Genomic DNA, 17,724 nt, shown 5'->3' with positions numbered 1-17,724 from the left:
CCGGGGCGGGGGGGGGCGCGCACGCGCGGTTGCGGGGCCGTCCCGGGGCGCGGGGGGGGCCGGGGTGGGGGCGGCGGGGGGGGCGCGAAAGGGCCGGGCGGGCCGGCTGCTGGGCCCGGCGCGGGCGGCGTGGCGCAAGACCTTCGGCGAGCAGGGCATCCGGGTGGCGGGCGCGCCGGGCCTGAGCGACCGCTACCAGGCGGTGTTCGTGCGGCCCGATTCCGAAGGGCTCGACATCGCCGCGGTCGACGCGCGCGACTGGCGATCGATCGCGCAGCTCGGCTGGGAATGGGTGACCGGCGACTGGGTGGCCGCGCGCGCCGTGACCGAGACGCTGGCGCGCGAGCTCCGGATCCGGGGCAGCGGCCGGGTGCTCGCGCTGTTCGACGGCGAGCCGGTGACGCTCGACGCGCGCGAGACCATCACCGCGGGCAAGAGCCGCAAGGCGTTCATCGCCACGCGCGAGGAGCCCGCGTGACCCGGCTGTTCCATGTCAGCGACGTGCATTTCGGCCGCGAGGACCGGGAGGCGATCGACTGGTTCGGCGCCCGGGTGCGCGAGGAACAGCCCGACGCGGTGATCATGACCGGCGACCTGACGATGCGGGCGCGCGCACGCGAGTTCGAGGCAGCGGCCGGATGGCTGGAAAGCCTGGGGCGGCCGGTGACGGTGGAGGTCGGCAATCACGACCTGCCCTGGTTCAACCTCTGGGCGCGCTTCGTGACGCCGTACAAGCGCTACCAGGCGCTGGAGCGGATGATCGAGCGGCCGCTCGACGTGAAGGGCGTGGCGATCGTGCCGCTCAAGACGACCGCGCGCTTCCAGTGGCGGCTCAACTGGGCGAAGGGCTATGTCAGCACGCACGCGCTGCAGGAGGCGCTGGCGCTGGTCGGGGCGGTGCCGCCCAGCGACCTGGTGTTCGTCGCCTGCCACCATCCGCTGGTGGAGGGGGGCACGCGGATGACCTCCGAGACGCGGCGCGGGCCGGAGGCGCTTGAGGCGCTGGCGCAATCGGGCGCGCATGCCGTGCTGACCGGCCATGTCCATGACCCGTTCGACATCGCGCACGAGGTGGACGGCCGCATTGTGCGGCTGATCGGCGCGGGCACGCTTTCGGAGCGGGTGCGGGCGCAGCCGCCTTCGTTCAACGAGATCACGGTCGATGGGACGCGCTTCGAGACCCGTGCGCGGTTCAAGGGCGAGGGGAGCGTGGCGCTCTAGGTGCGCGCGTTGTACCAGAGGGCATGACGGCGGTTGGAGGCAGGGTTGCGGGGCATTGATTTCAGTTCGTGGCATAGCCTGCTGGCAACGCTGATCGGGCTCACGCTGGTCACGCTGATCGGCATGGGCATCCGGCTGCTGATGATGTTCACGATCCAGCAGCGGCGCGAGCGCGCGAACCGGCAGATCAACGAACGGCTGCGCACGCTGATCGCGGCCTACAAGGTGCTGGGCGGCTCGTTCACCGGCGATCTGGCGGTCGATCCGACGCATCGGCGCGACCTGCGCCGGCGCGGCGCGGGGGCGGAAGACGCGGGCGTGCTGCTGGAGCCGGCCGCCGACGGCGCCGAGGGATCGGATCGCCCGCGGCGCATCCGCGACGCGGTGGAGGCGGCGCTGTCCGACGTGCTCCTGCTGGGAACCGAGCCGCAGGTCCGCCTGGCCGAGCGGGCGGTGCGCGAGCTGGTCGCCGGGCGGCCGGTCCATACGCACGACCTGGTCGTGGCGCTGCGCGACTTCATCCGCGAGGCGCTCGATCTCGATCCGCTGCCGGACGACCTCGCGATCCCGATGCAGGGGCCGGCGCGCCCCTCGGGCTCCGGCGGGCGCGGCAAGGGCAAGGAGGAAGGCGGCGGCGGGAAAGGCGGCGGCGGGGGCGGTGGTGGTGGCGGCATGGGAATGGGCGGCGGCATGGGCATGGGAGGCGGCGGAAGCGGCGGCATCGACGACCCGAACGCGCCGGATCACCATGGCTGAAGCGGGGCCAGGGACGATCAACACCTAAAGATTCCCCTCCCTGGAAGGGAGGGGTTAGGGGTGGGTTGAGCGGCGGGCGGGGCTCGATGCCCCGTTCGGCGCTTCGCGCCGGGCGCGTCCTATCGGCCGCGCACCCACCCCCGGCCCCTCCCTTGCAGGGAGGGGAGCGTCAAATGTCGATCTGTCCTGGCCCTGCGCCGAAACCGAGCCAGCCTTGCAATGTAGGATTTGAGAGCCGAACGAGGGGACCGCTCTTTCTCATCGTCGGGGTTTCGGAAGGCACGCGCGACCAGCGCGGAAACGCGCGTGAGTCGAGTCAACTTGGTCAACCGCGTACCTCCCACCGTCACCCCGGCCGGGGTGACGAGGATGCGTGTCAGTCCCGCTTCACGGTGATGTCCTGCCCGAAGGCGATGACGTTCCCGTCCGGCGCCAGCACCAGCAGCTCGCGCTGGCCGTAGATCTGGTTGACCGGCCCATAGACGTCGCCCTCGCCCAGCAGCGGGATCTTCGGCTTCAGCTCCTCGTGGATCGCGTCCACGTCCTCGACGTCGATATAATAGCAGAAGCGCCGATTGCCCGGCGGTGCGCCGTCGTCGCCGGCATTCTGGAGCAGGCGGAACGCCGCGGCCTCGCGCTGGACATAGGCATAGGTGCCCTGGCGAAAGCGGCAGGTGAAGCCGAGCACGTCGGTAAAGAACGCGAGCGCCGCGTCGATATCCGGCACGTGCATGAACGGGGTGATGCGGTAGAGGTTCGCCACGGGATGCCCCTTGTTTCGCCCGCGCCGGAATCGCACGGCGCGGGGCAGCAGGGCAAGCCTGCCGTAGGGTTAAGCGTGGAACAACCCCTGGGAGTGGACGCAGTGCAAAGCAAAAGGGCGGCCCGTTGCCGGACCGCCCCTTCGTGTAGCTGGCGAAATGCCGGACGCTTAGCGCTTCGAGAACTGGAAGCTGCGGCGTGCCTTGGCGCGGCCGTACTTCTTGCGCTCGACCGTGCGGCTGTCGCGGGTCAGGAAGCCGGCGGCCTTGACGGGCGCGCGCAGGATCGGCTCGAACTTGGTCAGCGCCTGGGCGATGCCGTGCTTGACCGCGCCGGCTTGGCCCGAAAGCCCGCCGCCCTTGACGGTGCAGACCACGTCATAGGCACCGTTGCGATCGGCGACGCCGAACGGCTGGTTGATGACGAGGCGCAGCGTCGGACGCGCGAAATAGACTTCCTGGTCGCGGCCGTTGATCGTGATCTTGCCCGAGCCGGGCTTGATCCAGACGCGGGCGACGGCATCCTTGCGGCGGCCGGTCGCATAGGCGCGGCCATAGGCGTCGAGGATCTGCTCGCGCAGCGGCATGGTCGAGACGACCGGCGCGGCCGGGGCGTTCAGATAGTCGTCGGCGCTCGGAACGCTGGCGGGGACGCCCGCAGGCGCTTCACCGGCGGCAATGGCGCCGAGATCGGAAAGGGACTGGCGGTTGTCGGACATTATGCGCCCACCTTGTTCTTGCGGTTCATCGAGGCGATGTCGAGAACCTCGGGGTTCTGCGCGGCGTGCGGATGCTCGGTGCCGGCGAAGATGCGCAGGTTGCGCATCTGCTGGCGGCCGAGCGGGCCGCGCGGGATCATGCGCTCCACGGCCTTTTCGAGCACGCGCTCCGGGAAACGACCCTCGAGCACCTTGGCCGCGGTGATTTCCTTGATGCCGCCGGCATAGCCGGTGTGCTTGTAATAGACCTTCTGGCCCAGCTTCTTGCCGGTGAAGCGGATCTTGTCGGCGTTGATCACGACGACGTTATCGCCGCAATCGACATGCGGGGTGAAGCTCGTCTTGTGCTTGCCGCGCAGCACATTGGCGATGATCGTCGCGGCGCGACCGACCACCAGACCCTCGGCATCGACGAGATGCCACTTCTTCTCCACCTCGGCCGGCTTGACCGACTTGGTGGTCTTCAACAGCGCCTTCATGGGGCCGGACCTTTCGTTTGAAACGCAAGCGCGCCGACCTTTCGGCCAGCGCGGTTGACGGCTCTCTGACGATTCGTGCGGAGAAAGTCAAGAAAAGCGCGGGTTTGCTGACGGGTAATATACTACCTGTCAGTCTTTCGGCCATTCTCCCGGAGCGATCTGGAGCAGCGCGGCGGCGAGCGGCATCAGCCGGTCTCGGCGGCGATCCACGCCGCGACCTGCTTGTCCACGGCGACCGGCCAGGTCTCGATCACCGGCAGGTCGTAGCTGTGGAGCTCGGCGATACGGTCATGCAGCCGCCGCGCGAGCATGGGTGTGGTCTTGAAGAGGGCGGGAACCTCGTCGCTCCGCTCGATCTGGCCCTGCCAGCGATAGAGCGACCGGCACGGCGCGAGGATGTTGACGCAGGCGGCGAGCCGCTCGGCCAGGACGGTCTCCGCGATCCGCTTCGCTTCCGCGCGATCCGCGAAGGTTGCGTGGAGCAGCGCGATGTCGCTCAACGGCCGCGGCCGATCGCGTGCGCGCCCCAGGCGGTGGCGATGACGAGCAGCGCCCCGGTGAGCTGGTGGAGTGCGGCCAGGGCGATCGGCACGCCGCTCATCACGGTGGCGATGCCGAGCAGGATCTGGATGCCGAAGGCGGTGTGGATCGCGATCGAGGCCGGGCGATCGTTCGCGGCGCGGGCCTTGCGGGCGAGCAGGATCAGCGCGGCGACCGTGATCCAGGCCCACCAGCGGTGGACGAAATGGACGATCGCGGGATCGTTGAACAGGGCATAGCCGAAGCTCTCGCCCGCCTGGCTGGTGCCGGGGAAGAAGCGGCCGTTCATCAGCGGCCATTCGTTGGTGACGAGGCCGGCATTGAGGCCGGCGACCAGCGCGCCGAACATCAGCTGGACGAACAGGATCAGCAGCGTGATCGCGCCCAGCGGCTTGAGCCGGGCCTGCCGCTCGCCCGGATGGCGCGCGAGCGCGAGCAGGTCGAACGCGGTCCAGACGATGCCGGCAAGGGTGAACAGCGCCACCAGCAGGTGCGTCGCGAGGCGGATATGGCTGACGTCGGTGCGCACGCTGAGGCCGGATTCGACCATCCACCAGCCGACCACGCCCTGAAGCCCGCCCAACGCGAGCAGCGCGACGAGCCGCCAGCCATAGCCGCGCGGGATCCGGCCGCGGACCGCGAACCAGATCAGCGGCAGCGCGAAGGCCAGGCCGATCACCCGGCCGAGCAGCCGGTGGAGATATTCCCAGAAGAAGATCGCCTTGAAGCCCGCCAGCGTCATGCCCTGGTTGAGCTGCTGATATTCGGGGATGCGCTTGTAATTGGCGAACTCGGCCTGCCACTGCGCGTCGCCCAGCGGCGGGATCACGCCGGAAATGGGCTTCCACTCGGTGATCGACAGGCCGGATTCGGTGAGCCGGGTGATGCCGCCGATCACCACCATCCCCACGATCAGCGCGGCGACGAAGAACAGCCAATTGGCGAGTACGCGCGGGCGGGCGGTTGTGGGGAGGGAGGTCATTTGCAGCATGACGCGGCTCTAGTCGCCGTGCAGGGGAAAGGCGAATCGGGGCGGGGCGCTCCGGCGTTCAGGTTGACACGGTTGACGCCTGTATCTGAAAAATTCCTTCCCGGGCAAAACCGAGCCGGCGCGGTCGCCCGCGAAGGCCGGTGCGTGGCGGAATTCGTGATGAAAAGCTGGCGCATCCTGCTCCTTGCGCCCGCGTTCTCGGAAATCACGGGCGTTGATCGAGGGAAGCAGGGCTAATCCTATATTGCAAGGGGGGGCGGTGGATTTTGCGGGGCGGGTTTGCACGGGGCCGTGCCGCTCGTCCCTGCTGTTTACGCCTGCCAACGGGCATCCCGAGACAAAATATTCGCCGATGCCGAATAGACGCCGGGTTTCGGCACGATCCATGCTAATGCCCATTGATAGAGACCACGCCCCTGGTACGAGGAGCGACGCATCTCTGTTGCCCGGACCCGGCTTTCATCCCCGCAAGCATTCCGGCTTCCCCGAAAGGGGGCATCATCATGAACCGAAAAACCCATCCCGACGTTGCGCGCAGTCTTGCGTTCGCCATTGTTTCCTCTTCCAATGCGCCCGCGTTGCTGCTCGACGAAGACCTGACCGTCATCGCCGCCAGCACCTCCTTCTACCGCGCCTTCGCTCTCGACCCGCAGAATGTAGCGGGGCAGCCGCTGTTCAAGCTGGGTGCCGGCGAATGGGACGTACCGCAGCTCCGCTCGCTGCTCGGCGCCACCCTCTCCGGTCAGGCAAGGATCGAGGCCTATGAGATGGATCTCAAGGGGGATGCCGCGCCGCGCCGGCTCGTCCTGAATGCGCAGAAGCTCGACTATGGCGACGCCGAACAGGTTCGTCTGCTCCTGACCATCTCCGACGTCACCGAGGCGCGGATCAGCGAGAAGTTGAGGGACGATCTGCTGCACGAGAAGGAAATCCTGCTCCAGGAGCTCCAGCACCGCGTTGCCAACAGCCTGCAGATCATCGCCAGCGTGCTCATGCAGAGCGCGCGGCGGGTCCAGTCGGAGGAGACCCGCACGCATCTTCGCGATGCGCACAATCGGGTCATGTCGATCGCCACCGTCCAGCAGCAGCTCGCCGCCTCGAGGCTGGGCGATGTGGAGCTTCGCGGTTATTTCACCCAGCTCTGCAAGAGCCTGGGCGCCTCGATGATCCACGATCACGATCGCGTGTCGCTCGACGTCACCGGCGACGACAGCAGCGTGAAAGCGGACGTCTCGGTCAGTCTCGGGCTGATCGTCACCGAACTGGTAATCAACGCGCTCAAACATGCCTTTCCCGGCGATCGCGGCGGCAAGATCCTCGTCGATTATCGATCGCGCGGAGAGGATTGGAAATTGTCGGTCAGCGACGATGGTGTCGGCACGCCCGAGACGCTGGCCGTTGCCAAGCCGGGCCTCGGCACCAGCATCGTCGCAGCACTGGCCAATCAGCTCGACGCTACCGTCGGAACCGAGGGCGGACATCCCGGCACCGCGGTCTCGATCGTGCATACTGCATCGACCAGCTACCGCAAAGGCGCGCTCCCGGGAGACATCAACTCAAAGACGGATCGGCGGGAATCGAGCGGCGCCCGCTAGGCCCGCACCCCGTCCGCCACGGCGGCCTCGTTCCACCGCAGCGCCTTCAGCACCGTATCGACGATGTTGTCGGCGTTGAGGCCGGCCTCGTCATATTGCTTCTCGGGCTTGTCCTGATCCTGGAAGATGTCGGGCAGGCGCATGGTGCGCAGCTTGAGGCCGGAATCGATCAGGCCTTGGTCGCTCGCCATCGTCAGCACATGCGCGCCCAGGCCGCCGATCGCGCCTTCCTCGACCGTCACCGCGACTTCATGCGTGGTGAGCAGGCGGCGGATCAGTTCCTCATCCAACGGCTTGGCGAAGCGGAGATCGGCGACGGTGGTCGAGAGCCCCTTGGCCTCCAGCGCGTCGGCGGCCTTGAGGGCTTCGGCCAGACGGGTGCCGAGCGAAAGGATCGCGACCTTCTTGCCTTCGCGGACGATGCGGCCCTTGCCGATTTCGAGCCGTTCGGGCGTTTCGGGCAGCGCCACGCCGACGCCGTTGCCGCGCGGATAGCGCACCGCGATCGGGCCGTCGTCATGGAGCGCGGCGGTGTGCGTCATATGGACCAGCTCGGCCTCGTCGGCGGCGGCCATCACGACAAAATTGGGGAGCGTCGCCAGATAGGTGACGTCGAAGCTGCCCGCATGCGTCGCGCCGTCGGCGCCGACCAGCCCGGCGCGGTCGATCGCGAAGCGGACCGGCAGATTCTGGATCGCGACGTCGTGGACGACCTGATCGTAGGCGCGCTGGAGGAAGGTCGAGTAGATCGCGCAGAACGGCCGCATTCCCTGCGCGGCAAGGCCGGCGGCGAAGGTGACGGCATGCTGCTCGGCGATGCCGACGTCGAAGGTGCGATCGGGGAACGCCCGGGCGAAGCGATCGAGCCCGGTGCCGCCGGGCATCGCCGCGGTGATCGCGACGATCCGGGGATCGCGCTCCGCATCCTTGATGAGCTGATCGGCGAAGACGTTCTGATAGGCGGGCGGCCCCGGCGGTGCCTTGGCCTGGGCGCCGGTGATGACGTCGAACTTCTGGACGCCGTGATATTTGTCCGCCGCGGCCTCGGCGGGGGCATAGCCCTTGCCCTTCTTGGTCACGACATGGACCAGGATCGGCCCTTCCTCGCTGTCGCGGACATTCTCCAGCACCGGGATCAGGTGATCGAGATTATGGCCATCGATCGGGCCGACATAATAGAAGCCGAGCTCTTCGAAGAGCGTGCCGCCGGTCGCCATGCCGCGCGCGAATTCCTCGGCCTTGCCCGCCGCCACGGTCAGGCGGCGCGACAGGCGGCGGGTGAAGCGCTTCGCCAGGTTGCGCAGGCCCATATATTCGGACGAGGAGATGAGGCGCGCGAGATAGGCGGAAAGTCCGCCGACCGGCGGGGCGATCGACATGTCGTTGTCGTTGAGGATCACGACGAGCCGGTTGCCGGCGGCCTCGGCGTTATTCATCGCCTCATAGGCCATGCCCGCGCTCATCGCGCCGTCGCCGATCACGGCGATCGCCTTGCCGGGCTGGTCGGCCAGTTTGTTGGCGATCGCGAAGCCGAGCGCGGCGGAGATCGAGGTCGAGCTGTGCGCGGCGCCGAACGGATCGTATTCGCTCTCGCTGCGCTTGGTGAAGCCGGACAGACCGCCGCCCTGGCGCAGCGTGCGGATGCGGTCCCGCCGGCCGGTCAGGATCTTGTGCGGATAGCATTGATGGCCGACGTCCCAGATCAGCCGATCGTTGGGCGTATCGAACACGTAATGAATTGCGGTCGTCAGCTCGACCACGCCCAGTCCCGAGCCAAGATGGCCGCCGGTGGTGCCGACGGCGCTGATCGTCTCGTCGCGCAGCTCGTCGGCGAGTTGCCGGAGCTGTTGCGGCTTGAGCTTGCGAAGATCTTCGGGCGTATCGACGGTGTCGAGCAGCGGCGTCTTGGGTAGATCGACCATTTCCGCCTGTTAACCCACCTGCGCGCCCAAGTCGAACGGTCAAATCCGGGATTTTACATGCACTTCCGGTGCAGAAGCGCGTGGCTTACTCGCAATCGGCGCACTTGCCGCGCACTTCGATCACGGGCCGCACCGGCGAGAATCCGACGCTCTTCGCGGCGGAGCGGACGGTCTTGGTGATCGAATCGTCGTCGATATGCGTGGTCTGGCCGCAGGTGTCGCAGACCAGGAAGATGCAATCGTGCAGGCAATCGGGATGCGTGTTCGCCATATAGGCGTTGGCGCTCTCGACCCGGCGGGCCAGGTTCGATCCGACGAACAGATCGAGGATGCGATAGACGCTGTTGGCGGCGACTCGGCGGCCCTCCGCCTTGGAGACGGCCTCGGCGATGTCATAGGCGGAGGCCGGCTTCTCGAACCCCGCCAGCGCCTCGAACACCCGCTCGCGCATCGCCGTCCACTGCTCGCCGGATTTCTCCAGCGTGGTCTGGGCGACGCGGGTCAGGTCGTTGCCGTGGTGCTCATGATGGTCGTGCGCGTGCATGATATGAATTTAGGCGCGCATGGGCCCCGGAACAAGGCGCCTAGTAGGTCGCGCGGCGATTGAGGTCATGGCCGAGCGCGACCAGGGCGACGCCGATCAGCGTCCAGAAGATCTCGAAGCCGCCATGCGGCAGCGACAGCGCGCCCGCCATGATGCCGAGCCCGAAGGCGCCGACGACCGCGGGCATCATATAGCCGTGCGTCGCGATGCCGCGGCCGAGCGCAATCACGCCCATGCCGATCGCGAGCGCCAGGCCGATCTCGTGGATCCGGGGATCGAGCAGGGCGCCGGCGGAGGAGATCAGCGTCAGCAGGACGGTCGTCGCGACGCAATGCACCAGGCACAGGCCGCTGATCCCCATCGCGATGCGATCGATGCGCGAATCGATACCGTCCCAGAAGCGGGCGATGGGGGGACTCAACAACATCGCCGCCATATAGGCCCGGAAAGGTAAAGGTACAACATATCATCGGCGCGATTATTGCGCCGATGATTCAATCGATTCAGCCGAACAGGCCGTGGCTCGCCGCCCAGGCGTGGAACAGTTCGGGCCAGGCTGCCACGGGCTTGCCGACGGTGCCGCGCAGGCCGAAGCCATGGCCGCCTTTCTCGAAGATATGCATCTCCAGCGGCACGTTCGCGGTCTTGAGCGCGGCGCGCAGCCGGATCGTGTTTTCGACCGGGACCGTGCCGTCGTCCTCGGCATGGAGCAGGAAGCTGGGCGGGGTGCGGGCGCTCACCTGGCGATCGGGGGAATGCTCGGCCTCCAGCTCGGCGTTTCGCGCCGTGCCGATCAGCTTGTTGCGCGATCCCATATGGGCGAAGGCCGGGTCCATCGTGACCACCGGATAGATCGGCGCGGCCAGCATCGGGCGCGCCGGGCCCGTATCGGCGGCATCGACCGGATCATAGACCTTGCGATCGAAGCGCGCGGCAAGATCGGCGCAGACATGCCCGCCCGCCGAAAAGCCCATCGCGCCGATGCGGCCGGGATCGACCTGCCATTCCGCCGCCCGCGCCCGGATCAGCCGCATCGCGCGCTGGGCATCGGCGAGCGGCGCGTTAGGCGCGTCCTTCCAGCCCTCGGCCGGCAGGCGATAGAAGAGCACGAAGCAGGTGACGCCACGCGGGGCGAGCCAGGCGGCGAGTTCATACCCCTCCTTGTCGAGTACGACGCGTTCATAGCCGCCGCCGGGCATGATGAGCAGCGCGGCGCCGTTGGGCTTTGCGGCGCGGAAAATGTCGAGGCGCGGCGTGCGGATGCGATCGAGCGCGCGGTCGCGAATCGCGGGATCCTTGCTCCGCTCGGTCACGCGCTCGCGGAGATCGGGATCGAGCAGGCCGGGTGCCTCGCCGGGCCAGAGGGGAATGCTGGCGTCGGGCGTCACCGGCCCGGCGGCGGCACGCGCCTTCGCGATCGAGGGGAGGGGGAGGAGCGAGCCAGCAAGGCCGGCGGCGAGCACATCACGGCGATCCATGCCGCCGGTGTGCCGCGCGTCCTGCGTCTCCGCAAGCACGGTATCGACAGGCGGAGCGGAGATTTGGGCGTAGGCCGAGTGACGCTCTAGGGTACGCCACCCGGCCACGCCCGCTACTACGTTATGTAGTAGCTTTCCCTTACGTTACCAGCGGTCCGCGGCGATTCTCCCGCCCGGCGCGCCGGCCTGAGCCGGTTCATGCCGATGCGCCCAGATAATGGGCCTGGGCGGCGTCGGTGGCGTTGATCGCGAGCAGCGAGCGCGCCTCCGCAGCCGAGCGGACCTTGCCGGTGCGATCCGATGCCGCATCGAGCACGCGATCGAGCAGCACCTGCCCTTCCTCCCACCAGCCGATCCCGCTGGCGGCGTTCAGGTGGCCCTGCGGTCCAGCATCGACGAACAGGCTGCCCCATGCCTTGGCGAGTCCCCGTGCGCGATCCTGCGCGATCCAGGGATCGTCGCTGCTCGATACGAGGATCGAGGGGAAGGGCAGCGGCTTGGCCGGCGCCGGGCGGAAGGCGTCGAGCTCGGACGGCGCGGCGGAACGGTCCACGTCGGCGGGCGCCACCAGCAGCGCGCCGGCGACGGGCCAGCCGAAGGGCTGACCGGCAAGCTCGGCCCACCAGGCGACGGCGAGACAGCCCAGGCTGTGCGCGGCGAGCACCACCGGCGCCTGGGCCTGGCGAATCGCCTGGTCGAGCTTGGTCACCCAGGCGTTGCGATGGGGCGTGTCCCACATGCCGAGCTCGACTCGGTGCGTGTCGGGACGCGACTGTTCCCACAGCGTCTGCCAATGCGACGGGCCCGAGCCGCCCAGGCCCGGGACGGTGAGGATGATCGGCGACTGATCGTCGAGAGGAGAGAAGATGGTCATTGATTCCACTCCGTGGAGAGGAGGCCGGACCTCTGATTTAATCCCTACCTATTTAATGGACAATAAGCGTTGCGCCAGAATGAGGGCCGGTTGCGCCGGGCCGAATGCCATGCCTAAAGGGGCCATGGCCAAGCTGCGCGCGGATCAGTTGCTCGTCGATCGCGGGCTCGCCGAAAGCCGGACTCGGGCGCAGGCGCTCATCATGGCAGGACTCGCTTTCGCGGGCGAGCGAAAGATCGAAAAGGCGGGGCAGATGCTGCCCGAGGAGACTGCGATCGAGGTGCGCGGGCGCGATCATCCCTGGGTATCGCGCGGGGGCATCAAGCTGGCGCATGCGCTAGATCATTTCGGCTGGGACGTTACCGGCGCGGTGGCGGTCGACGTGGGCTCCTCTACCGGCGGCTTCACCGACGTATTGCTCAGCAAGGGCGCGGCGCGCGTCTATGCGGTGGACAGCGGCACCAACCAGCTCGCCTGGAAGCTGCGCCAGGATCCGCGCGTGATCGTCCACGAGCAGACCAGCGCGCGCATCCTGACTGAAGCGCATATCCCCGAATCGGTGGACCTGATCGTGTGCGACGCGAGCTTCATCGGCCTGGCCAAGGTGCTCGACGTGCCGCTGGGCTTCGCCAGGCCCGATGCGCGGCTGGTCGCGCTGATAAAGCCGCAGTTCGAGGCGGGGCGCGACGAAGTGGGCAAGGGCGGGGTGGTGCGCGATCCCGAGGTGCATGACCGGGTCTGCCGTGAGGTCGAGGCGTGGCTGGTCTCGAAGGGCTGGGACGTGGCCGGCGTTACCCGGAGCCCGATCACAGGGCCGGAGGGCAATGTCGAGTTCCTCGTTGCGGCAACGAAACTTTCGCGCATTCCCGGCGAAGCGCTTGCAACCGTAACATAAATCTTCCTAGTCTCGCGGATATCGGGGACGCGCCGCAAAGCGGCCGAATCCGCGCAGGTGGAGTGCAGCCGCATCGCGGCGCCGCCGCGCGGAGGGAAGAGGGGGAACAGGATTGAGCGAGATCGCATCCAGGGGCCAGTTGCGGCTGGCGTATCTGCGTTGGGCCATTTTCACCGTTCCGCTGATCCTGCTCCTGGGCTTCCTTTCCGCCCGGCTGGTGCCCAGCGGCGAGCAGAATTCCTGGTATATGCGCCTCGCAAAGCCCGAGGGGATGCCGCCCGAATGGGCTCTCCCGATCGTCTGGGGGATTCTCTACGTGCTGCTGGGCCTGGCACTGGCGATGGTGGTCAATGCGCGCGGATCGCGGATGCGGATGCCGGCGGTCGCGCTGTTCGTCCTCCAGCTTGTAGTGAGCCTTGCCTGGTCGCCCGTGTTCTTCGGCCTGCATCAGGTGACGACGGCGCTGGTAATCCTGGGCGTGCTGCTGGGGCTGGCGCTGGTGACGACGCTGTTGTTCGCCCGGGTGCGCACCGGCGCGGCGCTGCTGATGGTGCCGTATCTTGCCGGGATATGCTATGCGGCTTTCCTGCTCTATCAGATCCATACGCTCAATCCCGACGCATCGAGGATTGCGCCGGGGCGCTCGAGCGACCAAATCCAGATCATCTGAAGATTGCCAGGAATTTTGAAATGCAGACCGACAACCGCCTGTTCGACGATTTCGTGAAGTTCGTGAACGGCGCGGCGGGCACCGTCGCCGGCATGGCGCGCGAGGGCGAAGCGGCGGCGCGCGAGCGCGCCAGGACGTGGATCGGCGGGCTCGACTTCGTCAGCCGCGACGAATTCGACGCGGTCAAGGCGATGGCCGCCGCCGCCCGCGACGAGGCCGATGCGCTGAAGGCGCGGATCGCGGCGCTGGAGGCGCAGATCGGCGCTCCCAAGCCTGCCCCGAAGGCCGCCAGGCCGAAGAAGCCGCAGGGCGACGCTTGAGCGCTGAGGAAACAAACCTTTTGTCCACAGCTTTTCGACAGGGTTGCGCACGCTGCGCTTGTGCGTGTCCGGCGCCATTGGCAGGACTTGGCTCGTCCCGTCCTGCCGAGTGGAGGTATTGATGCTCGACGAAGCGGAATTCGACCGCGACGAAGCCGCCGCCCCCATCGACATGCTGGAAAGCTATTTCGCCGCCCATGGCTGGAGCTATGAGCGTGAGGACGACGAGATCGTCGCCAAGGTCAAGGGTAGCTGGACGCAATATGAGCTGCGCGCGATCTGGCGCGAGGATGATGGCGTGCTCCAGTTCCTGGCCTTTCCGGACGTGCGCGTGCCCGATGAGCGCCGCGTCTCGGTCTATGAGGCAGTGGGCCTGGTCAACGAGCAGCTCTGGATCGGCCATTTCGAGCTGTGGTCGCAGAGCGGCATCCTGCTGTTTCGCCACGCGGCGATGATCGACACCAGCGACGACGCGACGCTGTCGCTCGCCCAGGCCGAGCTGCTGGTCGAGAGCGCGATCGACGAGTGCGAGCGCTTCTATCCGGTGTTCCAGTTCGTGCTGTGGGGCGGCAAGACGCCGGCCGACGCGCTTGCCTCGGCGCTGATCGAGACGCAGGGCGAAGCATGAGCGCCAAGCCGCCGGCCGGCATCTGGCTGGTCGGATGCGGCAACATGGCCGGCGCGATGCTGCGGCGCTGGATCGCCGCGGGGACGATCGATCCCGCTTCCGTCTTCGTGGTCAATCGCGGTGACCGGTCGCTTCCCGAAGGCGTGCGGCAGGGCCGGGCGTTTCCAGAAGGGCCGCTACCGCAGATGATCCTGCTCGGGGTCAAACCGCAGCAATTGGACGCGATCCCCGCGATCCCCGCGGGGCCGCCGCTGGTGTCGATCCTGGCGGGCGTGGAGACGGAGACGCTGCGCGCGCGCTTTCCCGGCAACCGCATCGTCCGGGCGATGCCCAATCTGCCGGTCGCGCTCGGCAAGGGTGTCGTCGCGCTCCACGGTGAGCGGGATGCGGCGATCGAGGCGCTGATGGCGCCGCTGGGGCTGGTCGAGTGGATCGCGGACGAAGGGCTGCTCGACGTGGTCACCGCGCTGGCCGGCAGCGGGCCGGGCTTCGTCTATCGCTTCATCGATGCTCTGGCGGAGGCAGGCGCGGCGCTGGGCCTGCCCGCCGATCAGGCCGGGCGGCTGGCGATCGCCACGGTGGAAGGATCGGCGATGCTGGCCGCTGCGGCCGACGTTTCGCCCGCCGTGCTGGCGGATCGCGTCGCCAGTCCTGGCGGATCGACGCGCGAGGGGCTGAATGTCCTCGATCGCGATACCGGGCTCAGGCCGCTGCTGCGCGAGACGATCGCCGCCGCGACCCGCCGCAATGCCGAAATGGCGGCCGAAGCTCGGAAATAGCAGGATATTTCGGAACGCCCGCGTCGCCGAACGGTTGTGCAGCCGAACCCATTTCGATGGAGACGGACATGGCGACGACTACCGCGACACGCGACAGGAACGGACGATTCACCGGATCGAAGAAGGCCGGGAACGGCGGCAATCTCGGCATGATCGCCGGCGCCGCCGCGGGCGGGGCCGCGCTGGGCCTGCTGGCGCTGCTCGGGCGCAAGGCGGCCGTCCAGGCGCCGACCGCGCTCGCCGGCAATTGGGACGAAGCGCTGGCTACGGAGCACGCGGCGGTGCTCAAGGTGTTCGATGCGCTGGAGGCGACCGATGAGAAGGCCACCGTCCGCCGCAACATGCTGCTCGCGCATCTGAAGCATGCGCTGACCAAGCATGCGATCGAGGAAGAGAATGTGATCTATCCCGCGCTGCGCGAAGCGGGCCAGCGCGAGGCGGCCGATGCCCTGAACAAGGAGCATGGCTATGTGAAGCAATATCTCTACGAGCTGGAGAACATGCCCACGGCCTCGCCCGACTGGATCATGAAGCTCCGCCGGTTCCGCGCCGATATCGAGAAGCATATGCGCGAGGAGGAAAGCCATCTCTTCCCGATGCTGCGCGCCCAGCTTTCCGAGGATCGCAACAAGGCGCTGACGCTGGCGATGAACAAGGAAGGATTCAAGGTGGCGTGAGGCAGGACGGATCAAGGCATTCGGCGTCGATGAGCGCCGATGCCCCTCCATCCGTCACCCCGGCCGCAGTGCCGGGGTCCACCGGGATGCCGGGAGAGCCGCTGGAGGCGTGAGGAGCTCTCTGGAGGAGGAGTGGACCCCGGCACTGCGGCCGGGGTGACGATGGAATTTGTGGTCCCCCTCTCTCGCGAATGCCGATCCGGGATGAGAGTCCTATCGCCCCAGCGCCGCCACCCGCGCGCGCTCCTCCTCGGGCACCAGCCCTTCGAGCACCGCCCAGAATCCGCCGACCGCGCCCTGGCCCGCGCTCGAATAGGCGCCGGACATCTTCTCGCGCAGCGCGTCGAACAGCTCGGCCTCCAGCTCCGCGCCCACAGGGGTGAGCCGCAGCAGCCGCTGGCGCCGGTCCTGCGCGCCGGTGCGCGTCTCGACCATGCCGCGCTCCGTAAGCTCGCCGAGCACGCGGCCGAGCGACTGCTTGGTGATGCCGAGCAATGCGAGCAGCTCGCTCACCGTCAGGTCCGGCTTGCGGGCGATGAAATAGAGCGCGCGGTGGTGCGCGCGGCCCAGCCCTTGGCGCGTCAGGCCCGCATCGATCGAACGGGTGAGGTGTGCATAACCGAAATACAGAAGCTCTATGCCCCGGCGGATCTCGGGCTCGCGCAGGAATAGCGGAGAGGCGGGAATTGGGGCAGCCATGTTGACGCTTTCTGCCACCGCGCCTAGTCGTTCGCAACCCGAAGGCCCCCCCAGTCATGGAAGCTGTGATGGAAGACGCGACGATCCTGGATTTCGAATTCGAGGCGCACACCAATCCGGTCGGCGAAGCCGATCGTGCGGCGCTTCTCGCCAATCCGGGCTTCGGCAAGATCTTCACCGATCACATGGTGGTGATCCGCTATTCCGCCGATCGCGGCTGGCACGATGCGCGGGTGCAGCCGCGCGGGCCGATCTCGATCGATCCCGCCTGCGCCGTGCTCCATTACGCCCAGGAGATCTTCGAGGGGCTCAAGGCCTATCGCCTGCCCGATGGTGGCGCGGCGCTGTTCCGCCCCGAGGCGAACGCCGCGCGCTTCCGCGAATCGGCCGAGCGCATGGCGATGGCGCCGTTGCCGGAGGAACTGTTCCTGTCCTCGATCCGCGAGCTGGTCAGCGTCGATCGCGACTGGATTCCCGAAGGCGAAGGTGCGTCGCTCTATCTGCGGCCCTTCATGTTCGCCAGCGAGACGTTCCTGGGCGTGAAGCCGGCCTCCGAATATCTCTACATGGTGATCGCATCGCCTGCCGGCGCCTATTTCAAGGGCGGCGCGCCTTCGGTGACCCTGTGGGTGTCCGACCATTACACCCGCGCGGCGCCAGGCGGCACAGGGGCTGCCAAGTGCGGCGGCAACTATGCCTCCAGCCTGATCGCCCAGGCCGAGGCGACCCGGCAGGGCTGCGACCAGGTGGTGTTCCTCGATGCGGTCGAGAACCGCTATGTCGAGGAGCTGGGCGGCATGAACATATTCTTCGTGTTCGACGACGGATCGATCGCGACTCCGCCGCTGGGCGGTACGATCCTGCCCGGCATCACCCGCGATTCGCTGCTGACGCTGGCGCGCGACGCCGGGATCGCGGTGCGCGAGGAGCGCTACACGATCGACCAGTGGAGGGCGGATGCCGAGAGCGGCAAGCTGCGCGAGGCGTTCGCCTGTGGCACGGCGGCGGTGGTGACGCCGATCGGCGCGGTGCGCGGCAACGGCTTCGAGTTCCAGATCGGCAATGGCGGCCAGGGCCTGCTGACGGAGAAGCTGCGCACCCAGCTCGTCTCGATCCAGCGCGGCCAGGCGCCGGACCCGCATGGCTGGCTCAAGCGGCTTTTCTAAGGCTTCCATC

Annotated in this window: 22 protein-coding genes and 1 pseudogene; 12 read left to right on the top strand and 11 right to left on the bottom strand. The window is 67.8% G+C overall.

The genetic code is table 11. The features are described from left to right. The 3 genes and pseudogenes from HB724_RS10770 to HB724_RS10760 all read left to right on the top strand — a co-directional run. Positions 1-478: pseudogene (locus tag HB724_RS10770) on the top strand (hypothetical protein); the annotation flags it as partial. Continuing rightward, positions 475-1,221: a metallophosphoesterase gene (locus HB724_RS10765; protein WP_213980929.1), complete on the top strand. Its 747-nt coding sequence runs from the start codon at positions 475-477 to the stop codon at positions 1,219-1,221. The pseudogene HB724_RS10770 and the gene HB724_RS10765, both read left to right, overlap by 4 nt. 45 nt (positions 1,222-1,266) lie before the next feature. Then, complete coding sequence (locus tag HB724_RS10760; RefSeq protein ID WP_213980928.1) at positions 1,267-1,977, top strand: hypothetical protein; 711 nt, start codon at positions 1,267-1,269, stop codon at positions 1,975-1,977. A 376-nt stretch (positions 1,978-2,353) separates the two neighbouring features. On the opposite strand, the gene HB724_RS10755 is transcribed toward HB724_RS10760, so the two are convergent. From HB724_RS10755 to HB724_RS10735, 5 genes are all read right to left on the bottom strand, one after another. Further along, positions 2,354-2,740, bottom strand: a complete 387-nt coding sequence (locus tag HB724_RS10755) for a VOC family protein (protein WP_213980927.1) — start codon at positions 2,738-2,740, stop codon at positions 2,354-2,356. 168 nt (positions 2,741-2,908) lie between these two features. After that, positions 2,909-3,457 (bottom strand): 30S ribosomal protein S9, encoded by a 549-nt coding sequence (gene rpsI / locus HB724_RS10750; RefSeq protein ID WP_213980926.1) that lies wholly within the window; start codon positions 3,455-3,457, stop codon positions 2,909-2,911. After that, a complete protein-coding gene (gene rplM, locus HB724_RS10745) occupies positions 3,457-3,936 on the bottom strand; it encodes a 50S ribosomal protein L13 (protein WP_213980925.1) in 480 nt (159 codons plus the stop codon). The genes rpsI and rplM overlap by 1 nt, the downstream gene beginning before the upstream one ends. Positions 3,937-4,121: 185 nt before the next feature. After that, positions 4,122-4,436: a divalent-cation tolerance protein CutA gene (gene cutA / locus HB724_RS10740; protein WP_213980924.1), complete on the bottom strand. Its 315-nt coding sequence runs from the start codon at positions 4,434-4,436 to the stop codon at positions 4,122-4,124. Continuing rightward, a complete protein-coding gene (locus tag HB724_RS10735; protein ID WP_213980923.1) occupies positions 4,433-5,467 on the bottom strand; it encodes a COX15/CtaA family protein in 1,035 nt (344 codons plus the stop codon). The genes cutA and HB724_RS10735 overlap by 4 nt, the downstream gene beginning before the upstream one ends. Between HB724_RS10735 and HB724_RS10730 the strand changes: the two genes are divergently transcribed. Both HB724_RS10730 and HB724_RS10725 read left to right on the top strand, forming a co-directional pair. Next, the gene (locus HB724_RS10730) at positions 5,459-5,704 is read left to right on the top strand and encodes a hypothetical protein (RefSeq protein ID WP_213980922.1); all 246 of its coding nucleotides are present in this window, start codon (positions 5,459-5,461) and stop codon (positions 5,702-5,704) included. The genes HB724_RS10735 and HB724_RS10730 overlap by 9 nt on opposite strands. A 266-nt stretch (positions 5,705-5,970) precedes the next feature. Further along, positions 5,971-7,062, top strand: coding sequence for a PAS domain-containing sensor histidine kinase (locus HB724_RS10725; RefSeq protein WP_213980921.1), 1,092 nt, complete (start codon positions 5,971-5,973; stop codon positions 7,060-7,062). Here the strand turns inward: HB724_RS10725 and dxs are convergent. The 5 genes from dxs to HB724_RS10700 form a co-directional block, all read right to left on the bottom strand. Next, entirely contained in the window at positions 7,059-8,984 is a 1,926-nt protein-coding gene (gene dxs, locus HB724_RS10720; RefSeq protein ID WP_213980920.1) for a 1-deoxy-D-xylulose-5-phosphate synthase, read from the bottom strand. The genes HB724_RS10725 and dxs overlap by 4 nt on opposite strands. A gap of 85 nt (positions 8,985-9,069) precedes the next feature. Further along, positions 9,070-9,528 carry a transcriptional repressor gene (locus HB724_RS10715; protein ID WP_213980919.1) on the bottom strand — a complete coding sequence of 153 codons (459 nt, stop codon included), beginning with the start codon at positions 9,526-9,528 and terminating at the stop codon, positions 9,070-9,072. A 40-nt stretch (positions 9,529-9,568) separates the two neighbouring features. Next, positions 9,569-9,955 (bottom strand): MerC domain-containing protein, encoded by a 387-nt coding sequence (locus HB724_RS10710; RefSeq protein WP_256731449.1) that lies wholly within the window; start codon positions 9,953-9,955, stop codon positions 9,569-9,571. Between the two features lie 76 nt (positions 9,956-10,031). Next, a complete protein-coding gene (locus HB724_RS10705; RefSeq protein ID WP_213980917.1) occupies positions 10,032-11,006 on the bottom strand; it encodes an alpha/beta hydrolase in 975 nt (324 codons plus the stop codon). Positions 11,007-11,202: 196 nt separating this feature from the next. Beyond that, positions 11,203-11,880: an alpha/beta hydrolase gene (locus tag HB724_RS10700; RefSeq protein ID WP_213980916.1), complete on the bottom strand. Its 678-nt coding sequence runs from the start codon at positions 11,878-11,880 to the stop codon at positions 11,203-11,205. Positions 11,881-12,004: 124 nt separating this feature from the next. Here HB724_RS10700 and HB724_RS10695 point away from each other — a divergent pair, with 124 nt between their 5' ends. The 6 genes from HB724_RS10695 (at position 12,005) to HB724_RS10670 (ending at position 15,849) form a co-directional block, all read left to right on the top strand. Beyond that, positions 12,005-12,775 (top strand): TlyA family RNA methyltransferase, encoded by a 771-nt coding sequence (locus HB724_RS10695; RefSeq protein ID WP_213980915.1) that lies wholly within the window; start codon positions 12,005-12,007, stop codon positions 12,773-12,775. Positions 12,776-12,887: 112 nt separating this feature from the next. Further along, positions 12,888-13,445, top strand: coding sequence for a TspO/MBR family protein (locus HB724_RS10690; protein ID WP_213980914.1), 558 nt, complete (start codon positions 12,888-12,890; stop codon positions 13,443-13,445). Between the two features lie 20 nt (positions 13,446-13,465). Further along, positions 13,466-13,765, top strand: coding sequence for an accessory factor UbiK family protein (locus HB724_RS10685; protein ID WP_213980913.1), 300 nt, complete (start codon positions 13,466-13,468; stop codon positions 13,763-13,765). A gap of 121 nt (positions 13,766-13,886) precedes the next feature. Then, complete coding sequence (locus HB724_RS10680) at positions 13,887-14,393, top strand: YbjN domain-containing protein (protein WP_213980912.1); 507 nt, start codon at positions 13,887-13,889, stop codon at positions 14,391-14,393. Next, complete coding sequence (locus HB724_RS10675) at positions 14,390-15,172, top strand: pyrroline-5-carboxylate reductase dimerization domain-containing protein (RefSeq protein ID WP_256731448.1); 783 nt, start codon at positions 14,390-14,392, stop codon at positions 15,170-15,172. The genes HB724_RS10680 and HB724_RS10675 overlap by 4 nt, the downstream gene beginning before the upstream one ends. A gap of 68 nt (positions 15,173-15,240) precedes the next feature. After that, on the top strand, positions 15,241-15,849 hold the full coding sequence (locus HB724_RS10670) for a hemerythrin domain-containing protein (RefSeq protein WP_213980911.1): 609 nt from the start codon (positions 15,241-15,243) through the stop codon (positions 15,847-15,849). A gap of 213 nt (positions 15,850-16,062) precedes the next feature. On the opposite strand, the gene HB724_RS10665 is transcribed toward HB724_RS10670, so the two are convergent. Continuing rightward, a complete protein-coding gene (locus tag HB724_RS10665) occupies positions 16,063-16,548 on the bottom strand; it encodes a MarR family transcriptional regulator (RefSeq protein ID WP_213980910.1) in 486 nt (161 codons plus the stop codon). A gap of 68 nt (positions 16,549-16,616) precedes the next feature. Here HB724_RS10665 and HB724_RS10660 point away from each other — a divergent pair, with 68 nt between their 5' ends. After that, positions 16,617-17,714, top strand: a complete 1,098-nt coding sequence (locus tag HB724_RS10660) for a branched-chain amino acid aminotransferase (RefSeq protein WP_213980909.1) — start codon at positions 16,617-16,619, stop codon at positions 17,712-17,714. The last annotated feature ends 10 nt before the right edge of the window (positions 17,715-17,724 follow it).

This window comes from Sphingomonas sp. dw_22 (genome assembly GCF_018449795.1).
Classification (GTDB): domain Bacteria; phylum Pseudomonadota; class Alphaproteobacteria; order Sphingomonadales; family Sphingomonadaceae; genus Sphingomonas.
The sequence above is the reverse complement of the archived record's forward strand: the minus strand, read 5'-3'. Positions and strand labels throughout refer to the sequence as shown.

Excerpts from the sequence above, each read along its gene's own strand:
- HB724_RS10675 (WP_256731448.1), top strand. The coding sequence starts at position 14,390 with ATGAGCGCCAAGCCGCCGGCCGGCATCTGGCTGGTCGGATGCGGCAAC.
- HB724_RS10715 (WP_213980919.1), bottom strand. The coding sequence starts at position 9,528 with ATGCACGCGCACGACCATCATGAGCACCACGGCAACGACCTGACCCGC.
- rpsI (WP_213980926.1), bottom strand. The coding sequence starts at position 3,457 with ATGTCCGACAACCGCCAGTCCCTTTCCGATCTCGGCGCCATTGCCGCC.
- HB724_RS10735 (WP_213980923.1), bottom strand. The coding sequence starts at position 5,467 with ATGCTGCAAATGACCTCCCTCCCCACAACCGCCCGCCCGCGCGTACTC.
- HB724_RS10685 (WP_213980913.1), top strand. The coding sequence starts at position 13,466 with ATGCAGACCGACAACCGCCTGTTCGACGATTTCGTGAAGTTCGTGAAC.
- HB724_RS10725 (WP_213980921.1), top strand. The coding sequence starts at position 5,971 with ATGAACCGAAAAACCCATCCCGACGTTGCGCGCAGTCTTGCGTTCGCC.
- HB724_RS10710 (WP_256731449.1), bottom strand. The coding sequence starts at position 9,955 with ATGTTGTTGAGTCCCCCCATCGCCCGCTTCTGGGACGGTATCGATTCG.
- HB724_RS10700 (WP_213980916.1), bottom strand. The coding sequence starts at position 11,880 with ATGACCATCTTCTCTCCTCTCGACGATCAGTCGCCGATCATCCTCACC.
- rplM (WP_213980925.1), bottom strand. The coding sequence starts at position 3,936 with ATGAAGGCGCTGTTGAAGACCACCAAGTCGGTCAAGCCGGCCGAGGTG.
- HB724_RS10705 (WP_213980917.1), bottom strand. The coding sequence starts at position 11,006 with ATGGATCGCCGTGATGTGCTCGCCGCCGGCCTTGCTGGCTCGCTCCTC.
- HB724_RS10660 (WP_213980909.1), top strand. The coding sequence starts at position 16,617 with ATGGAAGACGCGACGATCCTGGATTTCGAATTCGAGGCGCACACCAAT.
- HB724_RS10665 (WP_213980910.1), bottom strand. The coding sequence starts at position 16,548 with ATGGCTGCCCCAATTCCCGCCTCTCCGCTATTCCTGCGCGAGCCCGAG.
- HB724_RS10670 (WP_213980911.1), top strand. The coding sequence starts at position 15,241 with ATGGCGACGACTACCGCGACACGCGACAGGAACGGACGATTCACCGGA.
- HB724_RS10695 (WP_213980915.1), top strand. The coding sequence starts at position 12,005 with ATGGCCAAGCTGCGCGCGGATCAGTTGCTCGTCGATCGCGGGCTCGCC.
- dxs (WP_213980920.1), bottom strand. The coding sequence starts at position 8,984 with ATGGTCGATCTACCCAAGACGCCGCTGCTCGACACCGTCGATACGCCC.
- HB724_RS10680 (WP_213980912.1), top strand. The coding sequence starts at position 13,887 with ATGCTCGACGAAGCGGAATTCGACCGCGACGAAGCCGCCGCCCCCATC.